This is a genomic window from Streptomyces sp. SGAir0957, assembly GCF_043523415.1.
Genome location: NZ_CP027293.1, coordinates 3,352,064 through 3,372,758 on the forward strand (window position 1 = coordinate 3,352,064; position 20,695 = coordinate 3,372,758).

At 70.8% G+C, this 20,695-nt stretch carries 20 protein-coding genes; 10 read left to right on the top strand and 10 right to left on the bottom strand.

Features of this window, described 5'->3' with window-relative positions:
* Positions 1-3: 3 nt before the first annotated feature.
* The gene (locus C1N81_RS19960) at positions 4-624 is read right to left on the bottom strand and encodes an alpha-ketoglutarate-dependent dioxygenase AlkB (protein ID WP_394430990.1); all 621 of its coding nucleotides are present in this window, start codon (positions 622-624) and stop codon (positions 4-6) included.
* A 124-nt stretch (positions 625-748) separates the two neighbouring features.
* Between C1N81_RS19960 and C1N81_RS19965 the strand changes: the two genes are divergently transcribed.
* Together C1N81_RS19965 and C1N81_RS19970 are read left to right on the top strand one after the other, a co-directional pair.
* Positions 749-1,960, top strand: coding sequence for a pyridoxal phosphate-dependent aminotransferase (locus tag C1N81_RS19965; RefSeq protein ID WP_394430992.1), 1,212 nt, complete (start codon positions 749-751; stop codon positions 1,958-1,960).
* Positions 1,961-2,052: 92 nt separating this feature from the next.
* Positions 2,053-2,460 carry an SCO4983 family protein gene (locus C1N81_RS19970; protein ID WP_394430994.1) on the top strand — a complete coding sequence of 136 codons (408 nt, stop codon included), beginning with the start codon at positions 2,053-2,055 and terminating at the stop codon, positions 2,458-2,460.
* A 171-nt stretch (positions 2,461-2,631) separates the two neighbouring features.
* On the opposite strand, the gene C1N81_RS19975 is transcribed toward C1N81_RS19970, so the two are convergent.
* Positions 2,632-4,506: a phosphoenolpyruvate carboxykinase (GTP) gene (locus C1N81_RS19975; RefSeq protein WP_394430996.1), complete on the bottom strand. Its 1,875-nt coding sequence runs from the start codon at positions 4,504-4,506 to the stop codon at positions 2,632-2,634.
* Between the two features lie 296 nt (positions 4,507-4,802).
* On the opposite strand from C1N81_RS19975, the gene C1N81_RS19980 reads away from it, so the two are divergent.
* Complete coding sequence (locus C1N81_RS19980; RefSeq protein WP_394430998.1) at positions 4,803-5,486, top strand: PAQR family membrane homeostasis protein TrhA; 684 nt, start codon at positions 4,803-4,805, stop codon at positions 5,484-5,486.
* A 125-nt stretch (positions 5,487-5,611) separates the two neighbouring features.
* A complete protein-coding gene (locus C1N81_RS19985) occupies positions 5,612-6,232 on the top strand; it encodes a TetR/AcrR family transcriptional regulator (protein ID WP_394431000.1) in 621 nt (206 codons plus the stop codon).
* 38 nt (positions 6,233-6,270) lie between these two features.
* Here C1N81_RS19985 and C1N81_RS19990 read toward each other — a convergent pair whose 3' ends face one another.
* Positions 6,271-8,304 (bottom strand): thioredoxin domain-containing protein, encoded by a 2,034-nt coding sequence (locus C1N81_RS19990; RefSeq protein ID WP_394431002.1) that lies wholly within the window; start codon positions 8,302-8,304, stop codon positions 6,271-6,273.
* A 119-nt stretch (positions 8,305-8,423) separates the two neighbouring features.
* Between C1N81_RS19990 and C1N81_RS19995 the strand changes: the two genes are divergently transcribed.
* Positions 8,424-11,633: a tetratricopeptide repeat protein gene (locus C1N81_RS19995; RefSeq protein ID WP_394431004.1), complete on the top strand. Its 3,210-nt coding sequence runs from the start codon at positions 8,424-8,426 to the stop codon at positions 11,631-11,633.
* A gap of 11 nt (positions 11,634-11,644) precedes the next feature.
* Here the strand turns inward: C1N81_RS19995 and C1N81_RS20000 are convergent, their stop codons facing one another.
* Genes C1N81_RS20000 through mca form a run of 3 tightly spaced genes read right to left on the bottom strand, consistent with a single transcriptional unit; the run spans position 11,645 to position 13,422 of the window.
* Positions 11,645-12,241: a dihydrofolate reductase family protein gene (locus C1N81_RS20000; RefSeq protein ID WP_394431006.1), complete on the bottom strand. Its 597-nt coding sequence runs from the start codon at positions 12,239-12,241 to the stop codon at positions 11,645-11,647.
* A gap of 55 nt (positions 12,242-12,296) precedes the next feature.
* Positions 12,297-12,548, bottom strand: a complete 252-nt coding sequence (locus C1N81_RS20005) for a hypothetical protein (RefSeq protein WP_394431007.1) — start codon at positions 12,546-12,548, stop codon at positions 12,297-12,299.
* Entirely contained in the window at positions 12,541-13,422 is an 882-nt protein-coding gene (mca, locus tag C1N81_RS20010) for a mycothiol conjugate amidase Mca (protein ID WP_394431009.1), read from the bottom strand. The genes C1N81_RS20005 and mca overlap by 8 nt, the downstream gene beginning before the upstream one ends.
* Before the next feature lie 130 nt (positions 13,423-13,552).
* Here mca and C1N81_RS20015 point away from each other — a divergent pair, with 130 nt between their 5' ends.
* Together C1N81_RS20015 and greA are read left to right on the top strand one after the other, a co-directional pair.
* Positions 13,553-13,957 carry a DUF4307 domain-containing protein gene (locus C1N81_RS20015; protein WP_394431011.1) on the top strand — a complete coding sequence of 135 codons (405 nt, stop codon included), beginning with the start codon at positions 13,553-13,555 and terminating at the stop codon, positions 13,955-13,957.
* A gap of 168 nt (positions 13,958-14,125) precedes the next feature.
* Positions 14,126-14,623, top strand: coding sequence for a transcription elongation factor GreA (greA, locus tag C1N81_RS20020; protein ID WP_394431013.1), 498 nt, complete (start codon positions 14,126-14,128; stop codon positions 14,621-14,623).
* Between the two features lie 59 nt (positions 14,624-14,682).
* Here the strand turns inward: greA and C1N81_RS20025 are convergent, their stop codons facing one another.
* From C1N81_RS20025 to ilvA, 3 genes are all read right to left on the bottom strand, one after another.
* On the bottom strand, positions 14,683-15,546 hold the full coding sequence (locus C1N81_RS20025; protein WP_394431015.1) for an ABC transporter permease: 864 nt from the start codon (positions 15,544-15,546) through the stop codon (positions 14,683-14,685).
* Positions 15,543-16,550 (bottom strand): ATP-binding cassette domain-containing protein, encoded by a 1,008-nt coding sequence (locus C1N81_RS20030; protein WP_394431017.1) that lies wholly within the window; start codon positions 16,548-16,550, stop codon positions 15,543-15,545. Before C1N81_RS20030 ends, C1N81_RS20025 begins: the two co-directional genes overlap by 4 nt.
* A gap of 202 nt (positions 16,551-16,752) precedes the next feature.
* A complete protein-coding gene (ilvA, locus tag C1N81_RS20035) occupies positions 16,753-17,994 on the bottom strand; it encodes a threonine ammonia-lyase (protein ID WP_394431019.1) in 1,242 nt (413 codons plus the stop codon).
* Positions 17,995-18,169: 175 nt separating this feature from the next.
* Here ilvA and C1N81_RS20040 point away from each other — a divergent pair, with 175 nt between their 5' ends.
* From C1N81_RS20040 to C1N81_RS20050, 3 genes are all read left to right on the top strand, one after another.
* A complete protein-coding gene (locus C1N81_RS20040) occupies positions 18,170-18,664 on the top strand; it encodes a MarR family winged helix-turn-helix transcriptional regulator (RefSeq protein WP_394438071.1) in 495 nt (164 codons plus the stop codon).
* A 75-nt stretch (positions 18,665-18,739) separates the two neighbouring features.
* On the top strand, positions 18,740-19,222 hold the full coding sequence (locus tag C1N81_RS20045) for a sigma factor-like helix-turn-helix DNA-binding protein (RefSeq protein ID WP_394431021.1): 483 nt from the start codon (positions 18,740-18,742) through the stop codon (positions 19,220-19,222).
* On the top strand, positions 19,219-19,473 hold the full coding sequence (locus C1N81_RS20050) for a hypothetical protein (protein WP_394431023.1): 255 nt from the start codon (positions 19,219-19,221) through the stop codon (positions 19,471-19,473). The genes C1N81_RS20045 and C1N81_RS20050 overlap by 4 nt, the downstream gene beginning before the upstream one ends.
* A 15-nt stretch (positions 19,474-19,488) precedes the next feature.
* Here the strand turns inward: C1N81_RS20050 and C1N81_RS20055 are convergent, their stop codons facing one another.
* Positions 19,489-20,658 (bottom strand): cystathionine gamma-synthase, encoded by a 1,170-nt coding sequence (locus C1N81_RS20055; RefSeq protein WP_394431025.1) that lies wholly within the window; start codon positions 20,656-20,658, stop codon positions 19,489-19,491.
* Between the last annotated feature and the right edge of the window lie 37 nt (positions 20,659-20,695).

Below are 20,695 nucleotides of genomic sequence, written 5' to 3' on the forward strand. Positions count from 1 at the left end.
GTCTCAGCGCACGCCCTGCGGCCGGAACTGGATGCTGATCCGGGGTCCGGTCGCCCGCGCCGACTTGGGGATGGCGTGTTCCCAGGTCCGCTGGCAGGAGCCGCCCATCACGATGAGGTCGCCGTGCCCGAGCGGCCTGCGCACGGTCGGCGCGCCCCCGCCCAGCGGACGGAGCACCAGGTCACGGGGTGCCCCGACGGAGACGATGGCGACCATGGTGTCCTCGCGGTCGCCGCGCCCGATCCGGTCCCCGTGCCAGGCGACGCTGTCGCGCCCGTCGCGGTAGAAGCAGAGCCCGGCCGTGGTGAACGGCTCCCCCAGCTCGTCGGCGTAGTGGGCGGACAGCGCGTCCCGGGCGGTGTCGAGCGCGGGGTGCGGGAGCGGCTCGGCCGCCCCGTAGAACTTGAGGAGCCGGGGCACGTCGACGACCCGCTCGTACATCTGGCGGCGTTCGGCCTTCCAGGGGACGCCGGACGCGAGGTGTTCGAACAGGGCGTCGGCACCGCTCAGCCAGCCCGGCAGGACGTCGATCCAGGCCCCGGACCCGAGCACGGTGCGCCGCAGGCCCGTGAGGTCGCCGAGCGCGACCTCCTCGGCCTGGTCGAAGAGGGATCCCTGAAGCATGCTCTCCACCGTACCGAATGAATAGAACAAACGCTCGAACAGCCTCAGGGTGCCGGTCACCGTGGCCGATCTCACCCGTCAGGACAGAGGGCGCCGCCCCGTTACCCGGCCGTAAAGTCGGAGCATGCAGCTCATCCAGTCGACCAAGCTCTCCAACGTCTGCTACGAGATCCGGGGCCCGGTGCTCGAGGAGGCGATGCGGCTGGAAGCGGCGGGCCACCGGATCCTGAAGCTGAACACGGGCAACCCGGCGGCGTTCGGGTTCGAGTGCCCGCCGGAGATCCTGGAGGACATGCTCCGCAACCTCGGCGACGCCCACGGCTACGGCGACGCCAAGGGGCTGCTCGCCGCCCGCCGCGCGGTGATGATGCACTACCAGACGCTCGGCGTGGAGACGGACGTCGAGCACGTCTACATCGGCAACGGCGTCTCCGAGCTGATCGTCATGGCGATGCAGGGCCTCCTCGACGACGGCGACGAGGTCCTCGTCCCCGCCCCCGACTACCCCCTGTGGACCGCCGCCGTCTCCCTCTCCGGCGGCACCGCCGTGCACTACCGCTGCGACGAGCAGGCCGACTGGATGCCGGACCTCGCCGACGTCGAGCGCAAGGTGACCGACCGCACCAAGGCGATCGTCATCATCAACCCGAACAACCCGACGGGCGCCGTCTACAGCGACGAGATGCTGCGCGGCCTCACCGACATCGCCCGCCGCCACAACCTCCTCGTCTGCTCCGACGAGATCTACGACAAGATCCTCTACGACGACGCGACACACACACCGACCGCCGCCATCGCCCCCGACCTGCTCACCCTCACCTTCAACGGCATGTCGAAGGCGTACCGGGTGGCCGGGTACCGGGTCGGCTGGATGGCGATCTCCGGGCCGCGCGCGCACGCCGCCTCGTACATCGAGGGCCTGACGATCCTCGCGAACATGCGCCTGTGCGCGAACATGCCGGGCCAGCACGGGGTCGTCGCGGCGCTCACCGGACGCCAGACGATCAAGGACCTGGTGCTGCCCGGAGGGCGCCTGAAGGAGCAGAGCGACGCCGCGTACGACCTGCTCACCCAGATCCCGGGCGTCACCTGCGTCAGGCCCAAGGGCGCGCTCTACCTCTTCCCGCGCCTCGACCCCAAGGTCTTCAAGATCAAGGACGACCGCCAGATGGTGCTCGACCTGCTGCGCGCCGAGAAGATCATGGTCGTCCAGGGCACCGGGTTCAACTGGCCCGAGCCGGACCACTTCCGGGTGGTGACACTGCCCTCGACGCGGCAGCTGACCGAGGCGATGACCCGGATCGGGAACTTCCTGGACGGGTACGCGCAGCCGTGACACTCCGCTTCTTTGGACAGGTTCTAAGTTAGACCGAATCCAAGGTACGATGGAGGCCAATCAGCTACCTGTCCGTTGCCTGGAGGCCTTCCATGTACGAGCCGATCCGCTCCAAGTCGGTCCACACGATGGCGGCCGACAGCGATTTCCCGCACCGCTCCCGCGAGGAGGAGCTGGACATCCAGCTCGCCGGGCACCTGTCGGCGCTGCTCGCCCTGACCGACGAGATCCGGCTGGCCGCCGGGGACCCGGAGCTCGACGCCGCCGCGGAGGAGCTGGCCGCTCAGGTCGCCCGGCTGCGGGGCGGGCACGCGCCGGTGCGTTCCTCCGTCGCCGCCGCGGTGCACGAGCCGCATGTCGCCGCTCTGCACCAGCGGGCGCACGCGCTTGCCGGGCGGGCGCTTGTCGTTGCGGCATCGCGGGCGGACACGAGCGCGGCGATTCTGGCGGCGCAGCGCATGGAGTACCACGCCAACGCTGGCCGCTTGGTAGCCGCCTAGGGGCGCGGGGAACTGCGCGCTCAGCCACGACAAAGCCGCAGGCGCGTCTGCTCGGTACATGAGCAGACGCGCCTGCGGCTTTTCTGTGGTTGCTCGCGCAGTTCCCCGCGCCCCTAGGCGGAGCGAATCGGACCCCGCACGTCATTGTGCGGGGCCCGATTCAAGTGCGGCCTAGCCGAGGCGCTGGACCAGTTTCCGGTACTCGTCCCACAGCTCCGGCGGAGTGTGATCGCCGAACGTGTTCAAGTGCTCCGGAACCAGCGCAGCTTCCTCGCGCCAGACCTCCTTGTCGACGGTGAGCAGGAACTCCAGGTCCTTGTCGGCCAGGTTCAGGCCGTCCGTGTCCAGGGAGCCCTTGGCCGGAAGAATGCCGATCGGGGTCTCGACACCTTCCGCCCGGCCGTCGAGGCGGTCGACGATCCACTTGAGGACGCGGCTGTTCTCGCCGAAGCCGGGCCACACGAAGCGCCCGTCCGCGTCCTTGCGGAACCAGTTGACGTAGTAGATCTTGGGGAGCTTGGCGGCGTCCTTGTCCTTGGCCACCTTCACCCAGTGGGCCATGTAGTCGCCCATGTTGTAGCCGCAGAACGGCAGCATCGCGAACGGGTCGCGGCGCAGCTCACCGACCTTGCCCTCGGCGGCGGCGGTCTTCTCGGAGGCCACGTTGGCGCCGAGGAAGACGCCGTGGTTCCAGTCGAAGGACTCGGTGACCAGCGGCACCGCGGACGCGCGCCGCCCGCCGAACAGGATCGCCGAGATCGGTACGCCCTTCGGGTCCTCCCACTCGGGCGCGATGATCGGGCACTGCGCGGCCGGAGTGGTGAAGCGGGCGTTGGGGTGGGCGGCGGGGACGCCTGATTCCGGCGTCCAGTCGTTGCCCTTCCAGTCGGTGAGGTGGGCCGGGGTCTCCTCCGTCATGCCCTCCCACCAGACGTCGTTGTCGTCGGTCAGCGCGACGTTGGTGAAGACCGAGTTGCCCCACAGCGTCTTCATCGCGTTGGCGTTGGTGTGCTCGCCCGTGCCCGGCGCGACGCCGAAGAACCCGGCCTCGGGGTTGATCGCGTAGAGCCGGCCGTCCGCGCCGAACCGCATCCAGGCGATGTCGTCGCCGATCGTCTCGACGGTCCAGCCGGAGATCGTGGGCTCCAGCATGGCGAGGTTGGTCTTGCCGCAGGCGGACGGGAACGCGGCTGCGACGTACTTGGACTCCCCCTGCGGCGGCGTCAGCTTGAGGATGAGCATGTGCTCCGCGAGCCAGCCCTCGTCACGCGCCATGACGGAGGCGATGCGCAGGGCGTAGCACTTCTTGCCGAGCAGGGCGTTGCCGCCGTAGCCGGAGCCGTAGGACCAGATCTCGCGGTCCTCGGGGAAGTGCGAGATGTACTTGGTGGAGTTGCAGGGCCAGGGGACGTCCTCCTGGCCCTGCTCCAGCGGGGCGCCGAGGGTGTGGACGGCCTTGACGAAGAAGCCGTCGGTCCCCAGTTCGTCGAGGACCGGGCGGCCCATCCGGGTCATCGTGCGCATGGAGACGGCCACGTAGGCCGAATCGGTGATCTCGACGCCGATCGCGGACAGCGGCGAGCCGAGCGGGCCCATGCAGAAGGGGACGACGTACATCGTCCGGCCGCGCATCGAGCCGCGGAAGATGCCCCCGTTCCCCTCGTTGCCCTGGAAGATCTCCCGCATCTCGGCGGGGGCCTTCCAGTGGTTCGTGGGGCCCGCGTCCTCCTCCTTCGCGGAGCAGATGAACGTCCGGTCCTCGACCCGCGCGACATCGGTCGGGTCGGAGGCGGCGTAGTAGCTGTTCGGGCGCAGCGTCGGGTCGAGCTTCTTGAACGTTCCCTTGGTGACCAGTTCCTCCGCCAGCCGCTCGTACTCGGCCTCGGAGCCGTCGCACCAGACCACGCTGTCCGGCTGTGTCAGTTCGGCGATCTCGTTGACCCACGAGATCAGTTCCTGGTGGTCGGTCGGAAGCTCTTCGGCCGGAAGGGTGAGTGCCGGGGCTGTGTCGATCCGGGAGGGGGGAGCCGCGATGTCGCGCGCCACGATCGCTCCTAAATGAGGGTGTTGTGTTGGTTGCCCCGTGGGGGCCGCGACCCGGACGCCGCGCCTCCCGTTCCACTGGAGCCCAGTGAGCGCTCATCCGGTGCCGACCGCACTCATATGATCATCGGCCCGTTTCGCCCATCTGTCCAGGGGGCCTCACACTTGAGCGACGTGAGCATCCCCACTCGGCTCCGTCGACGCGCGGCGCTTATGGATCAGGACTTCGGGTTAACCCCCCGTGAGAACTGAAGCTCTCCATATCCATCACCTACGGTCGCGTAGGTACGATGCGAGCCATGAGCGTCGCCGCCGAAGAGTCCGAAGTCCCCGTCGCGCACCCTTCTCCGCTGAAGCCGAGACTGCGCGGATGGCTGCACGCGGGCATGTTCCCCGCCGTGCTCGTCGCCGGTCTCTTCCTCACCGCCCTGGCCGACTCCACACGGGGCCGGGTCGCCTGCGGCATCTACGTCCTGACGGCCTGCCTGCTGTTCGGCGTGAGCGCGCTCTACCACCGCGGCAACTGGGGCCCGCGCGCGGACGGCATCCTGCGCCGCCTCGACCACGCCAACATCTTCCTGATCATCGCGGGCACGTACACACCGCTGACCCTGCTGCTCCTGCCCGACTCCAAGGGCGACGCCCTGCTGTGGGGCATCTGGGTGGCGGCCGCGGCGGGCATCGCCTTCCGCGTCTTCTGGGTCGGCGCCCCGCGCTGGCTGTATACGCCCTGCTACATCGCGATGGGCTGGGCCGCCGTCTTCTTCCTGCCCGACTTCATGAAGGCGGGCGGTGTCGCGGTGCTCGTCCTGGTGATCGCGGGCGGGCTGCTCTACAGCGTGGGCGGTGTCATCTACGGCATCAAGAAGCCGAACCCGTCGCCGCGCTGGTTCGGCTTCCACGAGGTGTTCCACTCACTGACCCTCGCGGCGTTCGTCGTGCACTACGTCGGCATCTCACTGGTGGCCTACCAGCACGCCTAGACACTCCCTCCTGTCCCAGCAGGGCCGCGGCTCCCGAGCCGCGGCCCTTATTCGTGCCCGGCGACCGCGCCCGAGCACGCCACGTCCGGTACCGAGGTGGCCCCGATCAGCGCGGATACTCGACAATGACGGTCATGGCCGCCTCGACACAGACCCCCGATGCCAAACTCGGGCTCCGGGAACGCAAGAAGCTCAAGACCCGTCTCGCGATCCGCGAGGCGACGTACCGCCTGATCGCCGAGCAGGGGTACGACGCGACGACGGTCGAGCAGATCGCCGAAGCCGCCGAGGTGTCGCCGTCGACCGTCTTCCGCTACTTCCCGACCAAGGAGGACATCGTCCTCACCGACGAGTTCGACCCCGTCCTCGAACGGGAGCTGCGGGCGCGGCCGGCCGACGAGTCGCTCATCGACTCCCTGCGCCACGTCATCGACCACAGCCTCCAGCGCGCCCTGGAGAGCGAGGACCCCGAGGTCACCCGGTTGCGCACCCGTCTCCAGGTGGAGGTGCCCGCGGTGCGCTCCCGGATGATGGAGTCGATGTCCGTCACCGGCCAGATGGTGTGCCGCGTCCTCGCCGACCGCACCGGCCGCGACGCGGGGGACCTGGAGGTCCGGGTCTACGCGATGTCCGTGGTCGGCGCGCTCATGGAGGCCACGATGTACTGGGCCGAACAGGACGACCGGGGCCTGGACCTGCGGGAACTGTCGGTACGGGCGCTGGACACATTGCAGCACGGGTTGTAGCCGCCCGGCCCGGAGCGGACGGGCGGCTCCCCGGTTCCCTATCGCTGTGCGGGCTCGCTCAATACGCGGCTGAGCCGCTCGACGTCGTTCACCGGCGCGTCGCACACGAAGTGGCGGCACACGTACGCGGTCTCCCGGTCCTCGACGAGGGGCCGGTCGGCGAGGAGCGGGAGTTCCTCGCCGCCCTCGGGACCGGCGGCGACGACGGCGCCGGGCGCGGTCCCGGTGAGCGCGGCGTGGTGCATGCGCCCGCCGACCTCCCCGACCACGGCGATCTCGCGGGGCCCGTCGAGCAGCGCCTCGGCGACCGCGAGACCGTTGCCGATGAAGCGGGGGGCGCGCGGGCCGAGCGCCTTGACGACGCCGAGCGCCTTCTCGGCGGCCGTGCGGTGCGGTTCGCTGCCGGTGTGGGCCGCGTACGAGAGCAGTGCTCCGGCGGCGGCGGTCCAGCCTGACGGGGTGGCGTTGTCGGTGGGGTCCTGCGGCCGCCGGATCAGCTTCTCCGCGTCGACGGCGGTGTCGTAGAGAGCACCGCTCTCCGGATCCACGAACCGGTCGAGGACGTGATCGAGCAGGAACCCGGCGAACTCCAGCCACACGCCTTCCCCGGTCACGCCCGCCAGCGCGAGGAACCCCTCGGCGACATCGGCGTAGTCCTCGAGCACCCCGCTGTTGCCGCCGGCCTGCCCGTCCTTGCTCGTACGGGAGATACGGGCGAGCGGGTCCATGTGCAGGCGCACCAGCAGGTCCCCCGCGCCGACGGCGGCGTCCACGAGGTCCTGCCGGCCGAAGTAGGCGCCGGTCTCGGCGAGAGCGGCGATCGCGAGCCCGTTCCAGGCGGCCACGATCTTGTCGTCGCGGCCGGGGGCGGGCCGCTCGGCGCGGGCGTCACGCAGCCGCTGCCGGATGGAGGCGATCCGCGCGGCGTCGAACACCTCGTCGCTCTGCGCCAGTTGGAGCACGGAGGCCCCTTCCTCGAAGGTCCCCTCCTCGGTGACCCCGAAGTACCGGGCGGCGACGGCCCCGTCCTCATCGCCGAGAACCTCGGCCAACTGCGCCGGGGTCCATACGTAGTAGGCGCCCTCGACGTGCTTCCCGCTCGCCGGATCCTCGCTGTCGGCATCGAGCGCGGACGCGAACCCGCCCTCGTTGGTCCGCAGCTCGCGCACCATGAAGTCGGCGGTCTCCAGGGCGACGCGCTTGGCCTGCTCGGAGCCGGTGGACCGCCACAGGTGCGCATACGCCCGGCACAGCAACGCGTTGTCGTACAGCATCTTCTCGAAGTGCGGCACGACGAACTCGCGGTCCACGGAGTACCGGGCGAACCCGCCCCCGAGCTGGTCGTAGATCCCGCCGCGCGCCATGTGCTCACACGTGTCGACGGCCATCTGCAACGCGCCCTCGGCACCCGTCCTCGCATGGTGCCGCAGCAGGAACTCGATCACCATCGACGGCGGGAACTTGGGCGCCCCGCCGAACCCGCCGTACGTGGCGTCGTACTCCCGCGTGAGCCCGAGCAACGCCTGCGCCAGCTCGCCCTCGCCCGGCACATCCGTGTCCCCGAGCCCGAGTTGCCGCCCCGCGAGATCCTGCGTGATCTTCCCGGCGACCTCGGTAACCTCCCCGCGCCGGTCCGTCCACGCGTCCCGCACCCCCTGGAGCACCTGAGTGAAGGACGGCATCCCGTGCCGCGGCTCCGGCGGGAAGTACGTCCCGAAGTAGAACGGCTCGGCATCCGGCGTCAGAAACACGGTCATGGGCCAGCCCCCGTGCCCGGTGGCGGCCTGCACGGCTTCCATGTAGACGGCGTCGACGTCGGGACGCTCCTCGCGGTCGACCTTGACGCTGACGAAGTGGTCGTTGAGGACAGCGGCGGTGGCGTCGTCCTCGAAGCTTTCGTGTGCCATGACATGGCACCAGTGACAGCTCGAATACCCGACGCTGAGCAGCACCGGCACCCCCCGCCGCCGCGCCTCCGCGAAGGCCTCGGCCGACCAGGGCCACCAGTCCACCGGGTTGTCGGCGTGCTGGAGGAGGTAGGGGGACGTCTCATGGGCCAGTCGGTTCGGCATGCCTCCCATCCTCACCCATGTCCGCCACGGACGTGTCTTTGATCGCCTGGCCTCTGTCGCCTTCACCCCATACGCAGGACACTTGACCCGGAACTGTCGCCATCGGAGGGGGACCGAATATGCGAGACAGCCATCGGGCGGAGGCCGAGCGGCTGTTGGCCCGGGCCGTGGAGGAAGAGGTGCGGCGTTCGGGCGGGCGGACGGACGGGGGTGTGCTGCTCAGCCGGGCCAAGGGTGCGCTCGATGCCATGGGGCGGACCGCGGGCGAGGAGTACGCCGCGTACACGAGGGCGCTGGACGAGGCGGCGGCCGGGCAGATGTCGTTCGGACAGCGGTTCGCGAAGGAGGGCGGGTCGACGCCGCTGGTGGTGGCGGGCGTCGGGGCCGTCACCGCCGTCGTCGCCGATCTGGCGCTCGGGGCCGGGACCGGGGTCGCCGTGGGGGCGGGGGCGGCCGTCGCCGTGCTCGGGGCCGCGACGACCGTCGTCAAGGTGACCGCGGCGCATCTGCCGGCGGCCAGCCGCAGCGCGGGCGCGCTGAATCAGCCGGGCGGGCCCGAGCAGCTGCGGTTGCAGTGGCTGACCGCCCTTGAGGTGCGGGGTATCCGGCCGTTCCTGGATCAGCAGCGGGTGCTCGCCGCCAGTACCGGGACGACGAAGAAGACGGCCGGGCCCGGGGCGCGGCGGACCGACAAGAGTGCCGCGGCGCGGCGGCGCAGCGTGCTTGAGCAGTCCTTCGACCAATTGCCCGTGCCGGACGGGCCGTTCGCGGGGCGGCGGGCCGCGATGGCGCGGATCGCGCAGTGGGTGCACGCGGCGCGAGCCAGTACGGAGACGCGGCCGACGGTCGTGGTGCTGCACGGGGCGCCCGGTTCGGGCCGTACGACGCTGGCCGTGCGGGCGGCGCACGATCTGCGGGACCAGTTCCGCGGGGCGTGCGTGGTGGATCTGCGCGGGGACCGGGCGGACGCGGCGCCGCTGATGACGCGGGACGCGCTGCTGCATCTCCTGAACCGGCTCGGGGCGCCGCGCGAGCAGTTGCTGTTCCGGGAGCGTTCGTCGCCCGACCAGCAGATCAAGCGGTTGAGCGAGCTGTACCACCAGCATCTGACCGGGCTTCCGGTGGCGATCGTGCTGGACGACGCCGCCGATGTCGAGCAGGTGCGGACGCTGATTCCGGAGCGGTCCGACAGTCTCGTCGTCGTCACCGCCCGCAAGCCGCTCGAACTCCCCGAGTCCCTTCCGGCGTGGGTGCACCATCTGCCGGTCGAGGCGCTGGACGCGGCGGGCGCGGAGGAGTTGCTGCGGGAGGCCGCCGAGGACGCGAGTGGCCCGTACGACGCCGAATCCAGTGACGCGGTACGGGAGTTGTGCGGCGGCCTTCCGTTGGCTCTGCGCATCGCGGGGTCCGCCGTGGGGCCTCGTACGACACGTCAGCTCGCCGCCGACCTCAGCGCGTACGGGCCCGTCGAGCCTGTCGAACGCGTCCTGTGGCTGCGCTACACCGACCAGTCCGACGCGGCCCGCCGCCTCCTGCGCAGGCTCGCGCTCGCCGGGCGCGCCTCGCTCGGCGCGGGCGCCGCCGCCGCGCTCCTCGCGACGGGCGAGCAGGACGCCGCCCGCCATCTGGCGGCGTTGTCGCGCGCGGGTCTGATCGATCACGTCAGGGGCGACCGTTACCGCCTGCACGATCTGGTGCGTTCCTTCGCGCAGGCGCGGCTCGCGGACGAGGAGGAGCCGGCCGAGCGCACGGCGGCGCAGGAGCGGCTGATCCAGAACTACGCGGATCTCGCGGACTCGGTGATCCGCCTGGTCGACGGCAACATGTCCACCCGCGCGGGCCAGCCGGGCCCGCACGGCTTCACCTCCCTCGACGCGGCGCTGCGCTGGCTGGACGACGAGTCGAGCTTCATCACGGCGGCGCTGCGCCACGCGGAGGGCGTCAGCCAGGAGGCGGTCCTCGGCCTGCTCGGCGCGCTCTGCGACTACTGCCTGCTGCGCGGCGACCTGTACCGCCTGGGCGAGATCAGCGAGCTGACGCAGGCGATCGACCAGGGGCTGCTCGTGCGCTCGGTCCAGTGGCGTACGGGTATCGCGGCCCGTCAGCTCGGCGAGCTGGACAAGGCGCGGACGACGCTGACGTCGGTGGTCGACCTGTACCGGGAGGCACACCACCAGGCGGGCGAGGCGCGCGCCCTGTGCTCGCTCGGCATCACCCTGCACCACCAGGGTCAGCTCACCGACGCGGCGGCGAAGCTGCGGGAGGCGCTGGACCTGCAGACGACGCCGGAGACGCGCGGCGACCGCGGCTGGACGCTGCACGCGCTCGCGGCCGTCGAGCGGGACCGGGCGCACGTGCACGAGGCGCTCGCCCTGCTCACGGACGCCCTCGCCCTGCACCGGGAGAACGAGTCGCTGCACGGTGAGGCGTGGGCGCACTTCCAGCTCGGGCAGCTCTGCCTGCGCATGGGCGATCTGCCGCGCGCCGACCGTGAGCTGCGCGCGGCCCTCGGCCTGTACGGGCGGACGCGCGACGGCCGCGGCGAGGCGTGGGCGCTGACCCAGCTGGCCCGGGTCCGGCTGGTCGACGGGGACGCGTCGGCGGCGGTGGAGGACTTGCGCCAGGCGGTCTCGCGCCACCAGGACAACGAGGATGCGCGCGGTGTGGCCTGGACCCACTACTACCTCGGCCAGGCGCTTGAGGAGACCGGCGACCTGAACCAGGCGGTGCGCGAGCTGGAGCGGGCCCGCACGATGTTCTCCCGGATGCGGGACGTCTACGGTCTCGCGTGCGCCCGGCACCATTCGGCGCGGGTCACCCGTGACCAGCGGGCGGCGCAGACGGGTTCGCTGCGCAACTCCGGTTTCGCCCGGCAGCTCCTGGTCGACGCCCGCGCCGATTTCCAGCGCATCGGGGTCGCGCACGGCGAGGCGTGGACGTGCCTGGAGCTGGCGGTCGTCGACGCGGGCAATGCCCGGCTCCAGCAGGCGATGACCCTCTGCGAGGAAGCCGCCGCGCTCTTCGCCTCGTACGGCGACCGGCGCGGTGAGGACTGGGCGGCGTTCCTGCGCTGCACGCTGCTTCCCTACGCGTCGCCGGGCGGCTCGGAGATCGGCACGGCGGTCGCGCAGGAGGAGCTGTCCCAGCTGGCCCGCACCCCGAACCCGGTCCGCGACGGCAAGCTCGACGACTACCTGGGCGCGTACGCCCTGCTGCTCGAACGCGGGGTGGAGCTGGACGCGGGCTGGCAGGCATGGCGCCTGGGCATGGTCCCGAACCGGCACGCGCGGGACGTGATGGGGGTGCCGGAGGGCGCGGCGCAGCAGTGAAGTGAAGTGGGCTAAGGCTTGCGCGCCCGGTACTGGAGGTGCAGCACCCGGTCCCCCTGGATGACCACGTGCGGGTCCTCCAGGAGGTGCTGTCCCCGGACCGGGCCGAAGTAGCGCCTGCCGGTGCCGAAGACGACGGGGACCACGTCCATGGCCACGATGTCGACCAGGCCGAGCGCGAGGGCCTGGCCGCCGATGTCGCCCGCGGTGACGGCGACGGCGCGGTCGCCCGCGAGTTCTCTGGCGCGGGCGACGGCGTCGGCCACGTCGGTGGCGAAGTGGTAGTGCGACGCCTCGGGGTGCCAGTCCGCGGGGCGCGGGCGGTGGGAGACCACGACGACGTGTTCGCCGGCCGGCGGCTTCGCGTCCCACCCGTTGGTGAGGTCGAAGAGGCGCCTGCCCATGATCGTCACGCCGAGGCTGTCCCACATCGGCTGCGTATACGCCGCGGACGCTTGGGAGATGCGGAAGCCGCCGCCGTCCCCGAGCGGTGTGTCGCCGTTGCCGTACCAGTCGAACAGCGGTCCGACCTGGTCCTCGGCGTCGGCGATGTACCCGTCCACGGAGACGACCGCGTGCATCAGTACAGGGCTCGTCACAGCATTCATGCCTGTACGACCGGGCGCGCCCGCGAAACTCATCGCGGGCCGCCCTGGAGTTCCGCTACGAGCGGTCGGCGGACGCCTTGCCGGAGCCGGTCACGCCGGCCGGCTCGGTGCCGTCGGCGCCCTTCTCCTTGAAGTCGACCTTGCCCATGTGCCGGTTCATCGACTTCATCAGGCCCCAGACGGCGAGCGCCATCACGGCGAAGACGATGAACCCGAGCACGCCCGGGGTCACCTTGTTCTCGTCGACCTCCTGCGCGGCTAGAGGGACGAGATGGGTCAATGCCAGATTCGATGTCACATCAGGCATTGTGACGGACGCCGGCGAAGAGGTCGTCCTCGGGGAGGGACGTATCGACAAGAGACCTGGCCAGCTCGTACTCCTCGGTCGGCCAGACCTCCTTCTGGATCTCCATCGGGACGCGGAACCAGCCGCCGTCCGGATCGATCTGCGTGGCGTGCGCGATCAGCGCCTTGTCGCGGATCTCGAAGAACTCGGCGCAGGGCACGTGCGTGGTGAGCGTGCGCTCCTCGCGCTCGAACTCGTCCCAGCGCTTCAGCCAGTCCGCGTACGGCGACTCCAGGCCGCGCTCCAGCATGGCGTTGTGCAGGGCCTCGGTGCGGGGACGGTTGAAGCCCTGGTTGTAGTAGAGCTTGCTCGGCTGGAAGACCGGGCCGAACTCGCCCTCGGGGTACTTCTCCGCGTCGGCCGCACCGTCGAACGCCACCATCGTGATCTTGTGGGTCATGATGTGGTCGGGGTGCGGATATCCGCCGTTCTCGTCGTACGTCGTGATGACCTGGGGGCGGAAGGAGCGGATCTGGCGGACGAGGCGGCCGGCCGCCTCGTCCACGTCCTCCAGGGCGAAGCAGCCCTCGGGCAGCGGCGGCAGCGGGTCGCCCTCGGGCAGGCCGGAGTCGACGAAGCCGAGCCAGTCCTGCTTGACGCCGAGGATCTCGCGGGCCTCCTCCATCTCCTTCCTGCGTACCTCGTGAATGTGCTCCTCGATGTACTTGTCCCCCTGGAGCTTCGGGTTGAGGATCGAGCCGCGCTCACCCCCCGTGCAGGTCACGACATGCACGTCCACCCCCTCGGACACGTACTTGGCCATGGTGGCCGCGCCCTTCGACGACTCGTCGTCGGGGTGGGCGTGAACGGCCATCAGTCGCAGCTGCTCAGTCAAGACAAGATCCTTGGTGAATTAAGGCGCCCTGGTGTGATTCGGCGCGTTGGGCGCTTCTATAGTGACCGAACCGGGGGGCGGAAAATTCCGGTGCCCGGACCCAGGCGGGCGTTGCGAGAGGAACTGGCTGATGAGCGCCGTGCAGCAGCTGCCCGAGGGCCGCTACGGAGCGTCGCGCTCGGCCGACGCCCGCGCCGACCGGAAGCTCAAGATCGCCGCGATCGTCCTGGGCACCCTGTTCGCCGCGATGATGTGCTGGTTCGGCTGGTACTACGTGGCGGGGAACAAGTTCAGTGGCGAGGTCATCGCCTTCAAGACGTACGCGGACCACGTCCAGGTCCACCTGGAGATCCGCAAGGACACCGCCACGAGCGGCTACTGCACGGTCCGCTCGCAGACCGCCGACGGCGCCGAGGTCGGCCGCGCCGACTTCCGCTTCTCCGAGCACAAGGACCGCATCGACAAGGTCGTCACGCTGCGCACGACGGGCGGCCGGGGCACGAGCGCGGAGCTGGTCGGCTGCCACGCCGACTGAGGACGCCGAGCCCGCCCCGGCTGACCTGCGGGGACGGAAAATCGCGGCCATATGTCCTCCCCCTTCGACCGCGGAATTGTTAGGCTCGTGGTTTCGCCCACCCGTAAGGGAACATCCTTCTGGGTAGGGCGATGCTTTTTATTTCCCAGTACCTACGAGGAGCGACCTGTGACCCAGACCAGCGAAGACGTCACCTGGCTGACGCAGGAGGCGTACACCAAGCTCAAGGACGAGCTGGCGTACCTGTCTGGTCCCGCGCGCGAGGAAGTCACGCAGAAGATCGCTGCTGCGCGCGAGGAGGGCGACCTGCGGGAGAACGGCGGGTACCACGCGGCCAAGGAGGAGCAGGGCAAGCAGGAGCTCCGCATCCGCCAGCTGACCCAGCTCCTGGAGAAGGCCAAGGTCGGTGAGGCGCCCGCGGCCAGCGGTGTCGTCGCCCCGGGCATGGTCGTCACGATCGCTTTCGACGGCGACGAGGACGACACGATGAGCTTCCTGCTCGCCTCCCGCGAGTACGCGAGCTCCGACATCGAGACGTATTCGCCGCAGTCGCCGCTCGGCACGGGCGTGAACGGCAAGAAGGTCGGCGAGGACGCCCAGTACGAGCTGCCGAACGGCAAGTTCGCCATGGTCAAGATCCTCAAGGCGGAGCCGTACAGCGGCTGACGCCGCACGTATGAGGCCCCCGCGGCGCCCTGCGCCGCGGGGGCCTCGTCATACCTCGGTCACGCCGCCGCGTTGCGGTACTTGCGGACCGCGAGGGTGCGGAAGACCAGGATGATCAGGACGGACCAGATCAGGGACGCCCACACGGGGTGCTCCATCGGCCACGCGCCGGTGACGGACTTCGGCACCCCGTCGATCGTGTTGCCGAACAGCTCGCGGGCCGCCGCCACCGTGGCGCTGAACGGGTTCCACTCGGCGATGTACTGCAGGAACTTCGGCATACCGTTCACCGGCACGAACGCGTTCGAGATGAAGGTCAGCGGGAACAGCCAGATCAGGCCGCCCGAGGTCGCCGCCTCCGGGGTGCGCACGGACAGGCCGATGAGCGCGCCGATCCAGGTGAACGCGTAGCCGAGCAGCAGGAGCAGGCCGAACCCGGCGAGGACCTCGCCGATGCTCTCGTGCGTGCGCCAGCCGACGAGCACGGCGACGACGGCGAGCACGGCCAGGGTCACGGCCGTCTGCACCAGGTCGGCGAGGGTACGGCCGGTCAGGACGGCGCCGCGCGCCATGGGCAGCGACCGGAACCGGTCGATGAGGCCCTTGTGCATGTCGTCGGCGATACCGGCGCCCGCGCCCGCCGTGGCGAAGGTGACGGTCTGCGCGAAGATGCCCGCCATCAGGAATTCCTTGTAGGCGCTCGCGCTGCCCGCGGGCGCCCCCGGGATGTTGATGGAGCCGCCGAAGACGTACGTGAAGAGGACCACGAACATCACCGGCTGGATGACCCCGAAGAGGATCATCTCGGGGATCCGCGTCATCCGGATGAGGTTGCGCTTGGCGACGACCAGGGAGTCCCGGACGGACTGCCCGATGCCGCCCGCCGCGCGCGGGACGCGCACGGTGTCGGTGACGGCGCTCATGCGCGGGCCTCCTCGCTCTGGCGCGGACCGGGGTCCCCGGCGTCCCGCGCGTCGTCCGCCTTCTCCTCCGCCACATGTCCGGTGAGGGAGATGAACACGTCGTCCAGGGTCGGGCGGCGCAGGGCGATGTCGTCGATCTCGATGCCGCGCGCGTCCAGCTCGCGGATCACCTCGGCGAGCAGCTTGGCGCCGCCCGTGACCGGGACGGTCAGCTTGCGGGTGTGCTGCTCGACGGTGGCCTCGCCCTTGCCGAAGCCGGCCAGGATCTGGTGGGCGGTGCCGATGTGCTCGCGCTCGTGCACGACGACCTCGACGCGCTCGCCGCCGGTCTGGGCCTTGAGCTGGTCGGAGGTGCCGCGGGCGATGACGCGGCCGTGGTCGACGACGCAGATGTCGTGCGCCAGGTGGTCGGCCTCCTCCAGGTACTGGGTGGTGAGCAGCAGCGTCGTGCCGCCCGCCACCAGCTCCTGGATGACCTCCCACAGCTGCTGCCGGTTGCGGGGGTCGAGCCCGGTGGTCGGCTCGTCCATGAACATGACCGGCGGCGAGACGACGAGCGCGGCCGCGAGGTCGAGGCGGCGGCGCATACCGCCGGAGTACGTCTTGGAAGGGCGGTCGGCGGCGTCCGCGAGGTGGAACCGCTCAAGCAGCTCCCCGGCCCGCGCCTTCGCCTGCTTGGCCCGCATCTGGTAGAGCTGGCCGACCATCTGGAGGTTCTCCCGGCCGGTCAGATACTCGTCGACCGCGGCGAACTGGCCGGACAGGCCGATCGAGCGCCGTACCTCGTTCGGGTTCTTCCGTACGTCGATGCCCGCGACGACCGCCTTGCCGCTGTCGGGTGTCAGCAGCGTGGTCAGGCAGCGGACCGCCGTGGTCTTGCCCGCTCCGTTCGGTCCGAGCAGGCCCAGGACGGTGCCTTCTGGTACGTCCAGATCGACGCCGTCCAGAGCCCTTACATCGCCGAAGGTCTTCACCAGTCCTTCGGCGTAGATGGCGCCTGGCATTGGTTCCCCCATGGGTTGGTGGGTGGTGCCTCGGTGGTGCCTGTGCGGTGCCTATGTGGTGCCTATGGCTTTATGTGCCGAAATTTCAGTCTCGCCGGGATGGCCCCGCTCGGCAATCGGGTGACGTGGCGCACACCGTAACGCGATGTATCGCGTCTCCTCAACCGCTTTTCCCGGACCCTCCCGGAGGATGGCGCTCCGGTCAGCCGAGGACCGTATAACCGGCGGCCCGCAGCGCCGCGCCGACCTCGGCGGCGTGCGCGGGACCCTTGGTCTCCAGGTGCAGCTCCACCTCCGCCTCCGTGAGCCCGAGCCGGGGATCGGTCCGTACGTGGCCCACGTTCAGGACGTTAGCGTCCGCCACTGACAACACCTCGGCGATGGAGGCCAGGGCGCCAGGCCGGTCGGTGAGGCGGACCCTGAGCGAGAGGTAGCGGCCCGCGGCGGCCATGCCGTGCGTGAGGATGCGCTGCATCAGGAGCGGGTCGACGTTCCCGCCGGAGAGCAGCGCGACGACCGGGCCCTCGAAGCTGTCCGGCTCGCTCAGGAGCGCCGCCACGGGGCTGGCGCCCGCCGGTTCGACGACCATCTTGGCCCGCTCCAGACAGAGCAGCAGCGCGCTCGCGAGGGCGTCCTCCGACACGGTGCGGACCTCGTCGACCAGGCCGCGCACGAGCGCGAAGGGGACGTCACCGGGGCGGCCCACCTTGATGCCGTCGGCCATGGTCGCCGGATGCGGGACGGAGACGGGGCGGCCCGCCTCCAGGCTGGGCGGGTAGGCGGCGGCACCGGCCGCCTGGACGCCGATGACCTTCACGTCCGGGCGCAGCGCCTTGACCGCGACGGCGACGCCCGCCGCGAGCCCGCCGCCACCGATCCCGACGACGAGGGTGCGCACCTCGGGGCACTGCTCCAGGATCTCCAGGCCGAGCGTGCCCTGGCCCGCGATGATGTCCGGGTGGTCGAAGGGGTGGATGAAGACGGCGCCGGTCTCGCGCGCGTACTCCTGCGCGGCGGCGAGCGTCTCGTCGACCACCTGGCCGTGCAGCCGGACCTCGGCGCCGTAGTCATGGGTCGCGGCGACCTTCGGCAGGGGCGCGCCGACGGGCATGAACACCGTGGAGCGCACGCCCAGGAGTGAGGAGGCGAGGGCCACGCCCTGGGCATGGTTGCCCGCGCTGGCGGCGACGACACCGGCGGCCCGCTCCTCGGGGAGCAGCCCGGCGATGCGCACGTAGGCGCCGCGCAGCTTGAAGGAACCGGTCCGCTGGAGGTTCTCGCATTTGAGGTGGACGGGCGTGCCGACCAGCTGGGAAAGGTGGTGACTGTGGGACATGGAGGTCGTCCGCGCCACCCCGGAGAGCATCTTCTGGGCGCCGCGTACGTCATCGAGGGTCACGGCGGGCAGAGGGTGCGGCAAGGAGTCAGACGCGTTGTAGCTCATGACCGAAGTCTTGCAGCTCACGGCGCGGGTCTCCCCGGATGTTCACGCTGCGAGACCGGATTGCGCAGCGCCGGTACGGCCAGCGCTTTCGCCGCGTACCCTGTGCCCCAATCCAGTGCAATCCACCACCCACGCATGAAGTGAGCCCCCGGCCATGCCCACACCACAGGAAATGATGGACATGACGACCGCCGGCGACACCGGCCTCCTCGAAACGCTGCAGCACGAGGTGGCGGTCTTCGCCCGTCGCGCCGAACAGACCCGGCTCGGCGGGGTCGGGCAGGTGCGCAACTCGATGGACCGTGCCGCGTATCTGCTGCTCAACCGCCTCGACAAGGAAGGCCCGATGGGCGTCAAGGCGCTCGCGTCGAGCATGGGGATCGACTCCTCGACGGTGACGCGTCAGGTCGCCCCGCTCGTCGACACCGGCCTCGTCAAGCGCACCTCCCATCCGGAGGACGGCCGCGCCGTCGTGCTCCAGCTCTCCCCGCGCGGTCTCTCCCGCCTCGACGAGGTCCGCTCGTCCCGGCGGGAACTGATGGCGCAGTTGACGGAGGAGTGGGAGCCACAGGAGCGCGAGCAGTTCTGTGCGCTCCTCACGCGCTTCAATTCCGCCCTGTCCGCCCGCCAGTCGAGCCAGGGCCAGTCGGCACCCCCGGCCGCCTCCTGAGCCCCGCGTACCCCGTACGTACCACCGCGGTCCCCGCCTCTTGACCAGGGGGCCGCGGCAGGCCTCATATGAAGCGTGCGCGAACGGCAGGCGTCGAGGAACGCCCGCCGGGCCCGCGAGTTCGAGGCGTTCGTCGCGGGCGCGGCAGGGCGGCTGCTGCATGCCGCGACGCTGCTCACCGCGGAGCCGCACGACGCCAACCCGCGCGCGCGGAAGCTGCTCACGGCCGCACTCGCCCGGACGTACGCCTCCTGGGACCGTCTGCGGGGTGAGGATCCCTACGACTGCGCCCGCAAGGAACTAGGCGTCCGTTTCGCGCGCGGGGCGTGGCGCCGGCACCGCGGGTACGGCGGCGTCCTCGACCATCTGGCCCCGCAGGAGCGCCTCGTCCTCGTCCTGCGGCTCTTCGAGGGCATCGGCGAGGAGCAGGTCGCCGCGCTGCTCGGGCTGCCCGTGGAGCGGGTCCGGGCGGTGCACGCGCGCGCGATGGCGCTCGTCCTGCACCCGCCGCGCGGACCCGCGCCCGCGGCGGAGCTGCCCGGGGCGGCCCCGGCATGAGTCTTCAGGAGCGTACGGAGGCCACGGTGCGCGCAGTGCTCGACGCGGCACCGCCGCCCGTCGTGCCGGCCGACCTCGGCGCGGAGGCGATGCGCAGGGGCGGCCGCACGCTGCGGCGCCGCCAGGTGGCCCGGCGGGTGCTGTGGCTGCTGCTGTGCGCGGCGGTGGTGGCGTTCGTGGTGTGGGCGACGATGGCGCGGCCGTGGGTGGAGCCGCCGGACACGACGACTCCACCGTTGACGGGTTGGTGACAGTACTTACTGCGGTCAGCTGTCCAGGGCCTGCTGGAGGTCGGCCAGCAGGTCGTCGATCGACTCGATGCCGACGGAGAGGCGGACGAGGTCGGCGGGGACCTCCAGGAGCGAGCCTGCGACCGAGGCGTGCGTCATGCGGCCCGGGTGCTCGATGAGGGACTCGACGCCGCCCAGGGACTCGCCGAGGGTGAAGACCTTCGCCCGGTTGCAGACCTCGACGGCGGCTTCCTCACCGCCCTCGACGCGGAACGAGACCATGCCGCCGAACGCCTTCATCTGCTTGGCGGCGACCTCGTGACCCGGGTGCTCGGGAAGCCCCGGGTAGAGGACGTGGGTGACGCGCGGGTGGCGGCCGAGCATCTCGACCACCTTGGCGGCGTTCTCGCTGTGCCGGTCCATGCGGACCGACAGCGTCTTGATGCCGCGCAGGACGAGCCAGGCGTCGAAGGGCCCGCACACGGCGCCCATGGCGTTCTGGTGGTAGGCCAGCTCGTCGCCGAGCGCCTGGTCGTTGACGACGAGCGCGCCACCGACCACGTCGGAGTGCCCGCCCATGTACTTGGTCATGGAGTGCACGACGACGTCCGCGCCGAGCGCGAGCGGCTGCTGGAGGTAGGGGCTGGCGAAGGTGTTGTCGACGACGAGCCGGATCCCGGCCTCGCGGGTCACCTGGGCGACGGCGGCGATGTCGGTGATGCCGAGCAGCGGGTTCGAGGGCGTCTCGACCCAGACGGCCTTCGTCTTCGGGGTGATCGCGGCGCGCACGGCGTCGACATCGCTGGTGTCGGCGACGGACCACTCGACGCCCCAGCGCGACACGACCTTGTCGAACAGGCGGAAGGTGCCGCCATAGGCGTCGTTCGGAATCACGACATGGTCACCAGGGCTCAGCAGCGTCCGCAGCAGGCAGTCCTCGGCGGCGAGCCCGGAGGCGAAGGCGAGACCGCGCCGTCCGCCCTCGATCGCGGCCAGGTTCTCCTCCAGGGCGCTACGGGTCGGGTTGGCGCTGCGGCTGTACTCGTAGCCGCCGCGCAGGCCGCCGACGCCGTCCTGCTTGTACGTGGAGACCTGGTAGATCGGCGGGACGACGGCGCCGGTGACGGGGTCTGCCGTGTTCCCGGCGTGGATGGCGGTCGTCTCGAACCCGCGGGGTTCGCCGTTGTGGCTGTGGGTGTCGCTCATGGAGCCCGAGCCTAGTGCGCCACGGCCCTGGACCGGC

What these genes read in the sequence shown, in the direction of transcription:
- C1N81_RS19960 (WP_394430990.1), bottom strand. Translation starts at nt 624, where the DNA reads ATGCTTCAGGGATCCCTCTTCGACCAGGCCGAGGAGGTCGCGCTCGGC.
- C1N81_RS19965 (WP_394430992.1), top strand. Translation starts at nt 749, where the DNA reads ATGCAGCTCATCCAGTCGACCAAGCTCTCCAACGTCTGCTACGAGATC.
- C1N81_RS19970 (WP_394430994.1), top strand. Translation starts at nt 2,053, where the DNA reads ATGTACGAGCCGATCCGCTCCAAGTCGGTCCACACGATGGCGGCCGAC.
- C1N81_RS19980 (WP_394430998.1), top strand. Translation starts at nt 4,803, where the DNA reads ATGAGCGTCGCCGCCGAAGAGTCCGAAGTCCCCGTCGCGCACCCTTCT.
- C1N81_RS19985 (WP_394431000.1), top strand. Translation starts at nt 5,612, where the DNA reads ATGACGGTCATGGCCGCCTCGACACAGACCCCCGATGCCAAACTCGGG.
- C1N81_RS19990 (WP_394431002.1), bottom strand. Translation starts at nt 8,304, where the DNA reads ATGCCGAACCGACTGGCCCATGAGACGTCCCCCTACCTCCTCCAGCAC.
- C1N81_RS19995 (WP_394431004.1), top strand. Translation starts at nt 8,424, where the DNA reads ATGCGAGACAGCCATCGGGCGGAGGCCGAGCGGCTGTTGGCCCGGGCC.
- C1N81_RS20000 (WP_394431006.1), bottom strand. Translation starts at nt 12,241, where the DNA reads ATGAATGCTGTGACGAGCCCTGTACTGATGCACGCGGTCGTCTCCGTG.
- C1N81_RS20005 (WP_394431007.1), bottom strand. Translation starts at nt 12,548, where the DNA reads ATGCCTGATGTGACATCGAATCTGGCATTGACCCATCTCGTCCCTCTA.
- C1N81_RS20015 (WP_394431011.1), top strand. Translation starts at nt 13,553, where the DNA reads ATGAGCGCCGTGCAGCAGCTGCCCGAGGGCCGCTACGGAGCGTCGCGC.
- C1N81_RS20025 (WP_394431015.1), bottom strand. Translation starts at nt 15,546, where the DNA reads ATGAGCGCCGTCACCGACACCGTGCGCGTCCCGCGCGCGGCGGGCGGC.
- C1N81_RS20030 (WP_394431017.1), bottom strand. Translation starts at nt 16,550, where the DNA reads ATGCCAGGCGCCATCTACGCCGAAGGACTGGTGAAGACCTTCGGCGAT.
- ilvA (WP_394431019.1), bottom strand. Translation starts at nt 17,994, where the DNA reads ATGAGCTACAACGCGTCTGACTCCTTGCCGCACCCTCTGCCCGCCGTG.
- C1N81_RS20040 (WP_394438071.1), top strand. Translation starts at nt 18,170, where the DNA reads ATGGACATGACGACCGCCGGCGACACCGGCCTCCTCGAAACGCTGCAG.
- C1N81_RS20050 (WP_394431023.1), top strand. Translation starts at nt 19,219, where the DNA reads ATGAGTCTTCAGGAGCGTACGGAGGCCACGGTGCGCGCAGTGCTCGAC.
- C1N81_RS20055 (WP_394431025.1), bottom strand. Translation starts at nt 20,658, where the DNA reads ATGAGCGACACCCACAGCCACAACGGCGAACCCCGCGGGTTCGAGACG.